The sequence below is a fragment of the Streptomyces sp. NPDC046881 genome, from assembly GCF_040645015.1.
GTDB lineage: Bacteria > Actinomycetota > Actinomycetes > Streptomycetales > Streptomycetaceae > Streptomyces.
The window spans coordinates 1-4,697 of the sequence record NZ_JBEYXJ010000214.1; the positions used below are offsets into that span (position 1 = coordinate 1).

General features: G+C 73.9%; 5 protein-coding genes. 3 read left to right on the top strand and 2 right to left on the bottom strand.

Translation table 11 applies throughout. The annotated features are described in order from the left end of the window. Positions 1-1,227: serine/threonine-protein kinase (locus ABZ923_RS40930; RefSeq protein ID WP_361483415.1), on the bottom strand; the 1,227-nt coding region annotated here is incomplete at its 3' end. Positions 1,228-1,419: 192 nt separating this feature from the next. On the opposite strand from ABZ923_RS40930, the gene ABZ923_RS40935 reads away from it, so the two are divergent. The 3 genes from ABZ923_RS40935 (at position 1,420) to ABZ923_RS40945 (ending at position 4,370) form a co-directional block, all read left to right on the top strand. Further along, positions 1,420-2,775 (top strand): aspartate aminotransferase family protein, encoded by a 1,356-nt coding sequence (locus tag ABZ923_RS40935; RefSeq protein WP_361483418.1) that lies wholly within the window; start codon positions 1,420-1,422, stop codon positions 2,773-2,775. Between the two features lie 127 nt (positions 2,776-2,902). Next, a complete protein-coding gene (locus ABZ923_RS40940) occupies positions 2,903-3,598 on the top strand; it encodes a GntR family transcriptional regulator (protein WP_361483421.1) in 696 nt (231 codons plus the stop codon). A gap of 121 nt (positions 3,599-3,719) precedes the next feature. Further along, the gene (locus tag ABZ923_RS40945) at positions 3,720-4,370 is read left to right on the top strand and encodes a hypothetical protein (RefSeq protein WP_361483424.1); all 651 of its coding nucleotides are present in this window, start codon (positions 3,720-3,722) and stop codon (positions 4,368-4,370) included. Positions 4,371-4,379: 9 nt separating this feature from the next. Here ABZ923_RS40945 and ABZ923_RS40950 read toward each other — a convergent pair. Then, a partial coding sequence (locus ABZ923_RS40950) for a hypothetical protein (RefSeq protein WP_361483427.1) occupies positions 4,380-4,697 on the bottom strand: 318 nt, incomplete at its 5' end.

The following is a 4,697-nucleotide window of genomic DNA, read 5'->3' on the forward strand; positions in this document are numbered from 1 at the left end:
CCCCCCACCCCCCCCCCCCCCGCCGGGCTGGGGCGGGTACCCGTAGGCGGCGGCCTGCGGGTGCTGGGGATGCGACTGCGGCTGCGCGGCCCCGTACGCCGCCCCGAACGCGGGAGGCGCCGGCGGCAGGCCGGGCGGCGGGGCCCCGGGCGAGACGACGGTCGGCAGGTGGTTGACGGGGGCGGCCGGTCCGCCGTCGGACACGGGGGCGTGTTCGGGCGACGCACCGGCACCCCCGGCGTCCGGCGCCGCCTGCGGCACCGGCGGGATCGCGTCGCCCGGGGCTACCGCCCCGCCCCGCTCCGGGTTCTCCACCTCCAGCAGCTGCACCGCGTGCCGCCCGAGCTGCGCGACCAGCGAACCGGGCAGCCAGGGATCCCGGGACCGGCCCCCGACCACGGTGTCCTCCACCCCGGTCCGCTCCAGGATCGCGTCCAGCGAGGGCCGGCTGCCCGGGTCCTTGCGCAGGCAGTCCCGCACCAGGTCGGCGATCCCCTCCGGGACTCCCGTCAGGTCCGGCTCCTCCTGGGCGATGCGGAACATCAGGGCGTGCACCCCGCTGTTGGCACCGCCGAAGGGCAGCACCCCGGTCGCCGCGTACGCCAGCACGGACCCGAGGCAGAACACGTCGCAGGCCGCGGTGATCCGGTCCCCGCGCACCTGCTCGGGCGCCATGAAGCCGGGCGAGCCGACGAGCGCCCCGGTGCGGGTGAGTCCCTCGCCGCCGACGGTGGCCGTCTCCCGGGCCCGCGCGATGCCGAAGTCGATCACGCGCGGGCCGTCGATGGTCACCAGCACGTTGGACGGCTTGAGGTCCCGGTGCACGATCCCGGCCGCGTGGATGTCCTTCAGCGCCTGCGCGAGCCCCGCCGCCAGGATCCGCACCGACCGCTCGGGCAGTGCCCCGTGGTCGTGCCCGACGACCTGCTGCAGGCTCGGCCCGGCCACGTAGCCGGTCGCCAGCCACGGCACGGCCGCCTCGGTGTCCGCGTCCAGCACGGGCGCGGTCCAGTACCCGCCGACCCGGCGCGCGGCCTGCACCTCCTGCCGGAACCGCGCGCGGAACTCCTCCTGCGCCGCCAGCTCCTCCCGGACCAGCTTGACGGCGACCGTCCGCCCCCGGTCGGAGCGGGCCAGGTACACGTGCCCCATGCCGCCCGCGCCGAGCCGTGCCAGCAGCCGGTACGCCCCGATCTGCGGCGGATCCCCCGGTCCCAGCTTCTCCATCCCCGCGCCGCCTTCCCCCCATAGGTCTGCAACGACCGAGAATAGTGCGGCGCCGCGACGAGGGACGCCTCCCCGTCGATCCCCGGCCGTTCCGCGGACGGTTCCCCGTCGACAACCTGTCGCGCTTTTCCCCCGTCCACGGAACAGGACGCCGATATGCCTTCCGCATCGCGGACATTTACCCTCACCGGCATGACCCCTCAGCCCAGCCCCGAAGCCGGCGCCGCGGTGAAGGCCGCGGACCGTGCGCACGTCTTCCACTCCTGGTCCGCCCAGGACCTCATCGACCCCCTCGCCGTCGCCGGCGCCGAGGGGTCGTACTTCTGGGACTACGACGGCACGCGGTATCTCGACTTCACCAGCGGACTCGTCTTCACCAACATCGGCTACCAGCACCCGAAGGTCGTCGCCGCGATCCAGGAGCAGGCCGCGAAGCTCACCACCTTCGCGCCCGCGTTCGCCGTCGAGGCCCGCTCGGAGGCGGCCCGGCTGATCGCCGAGCGGACCCCCGGCGACCTGGACAAGATCTTCTTCACCAACGGCGGAGCGGACGCCGTCGAGCACGCGGTGCGCATGGCCCGGCTGCACACGGGCCGCCCGAAGGTGCTCTCGGCGTACCGCTCGTACCACGGCGGCACCCAGCAGGCCGTCAACATCACCGGCGACCCGCGCCGCTGGGCCTCCGACAGCGCCGCCGCCGGCGTCGTCCACTTCTGGGCGCCCTTCCTCTACCGGTCCCGCTTCTACGCCGAGACCGAGGAGCAGGAGTGCGCCCGGGCGCTGGAGCACCTGGAGACGACGATCGCCTTCGAGGGCCCCGGGACGATCGCCGCGATCATCCTGGAGACCATCCCGGGCACCGCCGGGATCATGGTCCCGCCGCCCGGCTACCTGGCCGGCGTGCGCGAGCTGTGCGACAGGTACGGCATCGTCTTCATCCTGGACGAGGTCATGGCCGGTTTCGGCCGCACCGGCGAGTGGTTCGCGGCCGACCTGTTCGGCGTCACCCCCGACCTGATGACCTTCGCCAAGGGCGTGAACTCGGGTTACGTGCCTCTCGGCGGTGTGGCCATCTCGCAGGAGATCGCCGAGACCTTCGGCAAGCGGCCGTACCCGGGCGGGCTCACCTACTCCGGGCACCCGCTGGCCTGCGCCGCCGCCGTCGCCACGATCAACGTGATGGCGGAGGAGGGCGTGGTCGAGAACGCCCGGCTGCTCGGCGAGACCGTCGTCGGCCCCGGCCTCGCCGCGCTGGCCGAACGCCACCCGAGCGTCGGCGAGGTGCGCGGCGTCGGCATGTTCTGGGCACTGGAGCTGGTGCGCAACCGGGAGACCCGCGAGCCGCTGGTGCCGTACAACGCGGCCGGCGAGGCGAACGCCCCCATGGCCGCGTTCGCCGCCGCCGCCAAGCGGAACGGCCTGTGGCCCTTCGTGAACATGAACCGCACCCACGTGGTCCCGCCGTGCAACGCCACCGAGGCCGAGCTGAAGGCGGGCCTGGCCGCGCTCGACGCCGCGCTGAGCGCCGCCGACGAACACACCGTGTGACCGCACACACGGCTGCCGCCGGGCCGGTTCGAACGCGTAAGGTGACGTGCTCGTAAGCAGAAGGGACGCGCAAAACCGCGCGTCCGTACGAGTACGTCACCCGGACGTGTGAGGAGAGGCCCGGACCATGCCCGGCAACGGCGCTGTGACGCGCAGCACCCTGCGCCAGCAGATCGCGGACGCGCTCCGTGACGAGGTGCTGGCCGGGCGGCTGCGCCCGGGCCGGGCGTTCACCGTGAAGGAGATAGCCGACCAGTACGGCGTCTCCGCCACCCCCGTCCGCGAAGCGCTGGTCGACCTGTCCGCGCAGGGCATCCTGGAGGCCGACCAGCACCGCGGTTTCCGGGTGCCCGAGTACTCGCTCACCGACTACCGGAACATGATCGAGGCCCGCAGCCTGGTCACCGACGGCATGTTCCAGGCCCTCACCACCGGCCACCCCGCCTTCCGCACCCCGCCCGAGGACCCGCGCACGGCCGCGGCCCTGGCCACCGTGCGCCGCCGCGGCGAGGAGGCCCAGCGCGCCGCGACCGCCGGCGACGTCACCGTCCTCATCGGCTACGACCTGCGGTTCTGGCGCGAGCTGAGCGCCCTGTTCGGCAACCCCTACCTCGGCGACTTCCTGCACCGCCTGCGCGTGCAGTCCTGGGTCTGCGCGGTGCAGCACCTGCTCCGCCTGCCCGACCTGCGCGGCCGGCTCTGGGCCGGGCACCCCGAGCTGGTCGACGCGCTGGCCCGGCGCGAGGCCGAGGCCGCCCAGGCGATCGTCACCGCCGCCAATGCCCATTCGCTGGCGCTGCTGGAACACCTGACCAACGGGTAAGTGACCGATACGGTCCCTCCGAGCCGTCCGAGGGGAGCCGCCCCGGGGCCGTAGCGACTACCCTTCCCTGACCACCCGCTGCCGTGCGTGATCACGCGCCTGCCGATGCGAGGAGCCTTCTTTGGCCTGTGACCTGTGGCTGGTACCGCTCGTGGACGTGTTGTGCCACACCCCGGACAACCCCTTCGCCGAGGAACTCGCGCAGTACAACAAGGCCCTGGCCGAGGCCGGTCTGCCGCCGGTGCCGGTGTACCAGTACATGCCGGGCCTGTCCGGCGACGTCGCCCCGGTCGCCGGTTTCGACTACGACGCCCTGCACTTCCTGCGCCGGGTGTACCTGCTCCAGGTCTGCGGGCTGCCGGTGACGCCGGTGGACGAACTGGGCGGCGACTACGAGCAGTTGCTGGAGATGTTCGAGTCGACGGCCCAGCAGTCCCATCTGGTCTGGCACTACGACCACGCCGGCGCCTACGTCCCCGTGGACTTCCCGCACCCGCTGTCCAACGACGAACTCCTCGCCGGCGGCGGCCCCCTGGGCTCCGCCCAGACGCTGCTGCGCGAACTCCAGTACGTCGCCCCGTCGATCGGCATCGACCCGGCCAACCCCCCGGCCGCGCCCGCCCCGCCGACCGCCCCGACCGATCTGGAGGAACCGGCCGTCCCGGCCCCGTACGACCCCAGCCCCTTCGCCCGCGAACGCCACGTCTGGCTGGGCCTGCACGCGGCGGCGACCCGGTCCCTGGCCCAGGGCTCGATGATCGTGTTCAGCTGAGGTCCGGGCCTACCCGGGCCGGCCCGGGGCGCGGGCGATGAGCCGGATCTCCGGTGGCCAGAGCACCCCGCTCGCGAGCAGCAGCGAGGGGCCCAGGTGCACCGGGCACACGAGCAGGGGCGGCCGGTCGTGGCGGGCGACCTCGAAGACGGCCGGGTCCGAGCAGTCCGTGCCGCCGGCCTGGGGCCCCTCACCGCCGTACGGTCCCCGGCACAGCGCGCTCCGGTGGACGCCCATACGTCCATTGTCCACCGGATACGACGACGGAACCGCCCGCCGGCCGAGCCCTGGGAGGGCGGGCCGGCGGGGGGTTGCGCACGGTGGCTG

What these genes read in the sequence shown, in the direction of transcription:
- ABZ923_RS40940 (WP_361483421.1), top strand. Translation starts at nt 2,903, where the DNA reads ATGCCCGGCAACGGCGCTGTGACGCGCAGCACCCTGCGCCAGCAGATC.
- ABZ923_RS40935 (WP_361483418.1), top strand. Translation starts at nt 1,420, where the DNA reads ATGACCCCTCAGCCCAGCCCCGAAGCCGGCGCCGCGGTGAAGGCCGCG.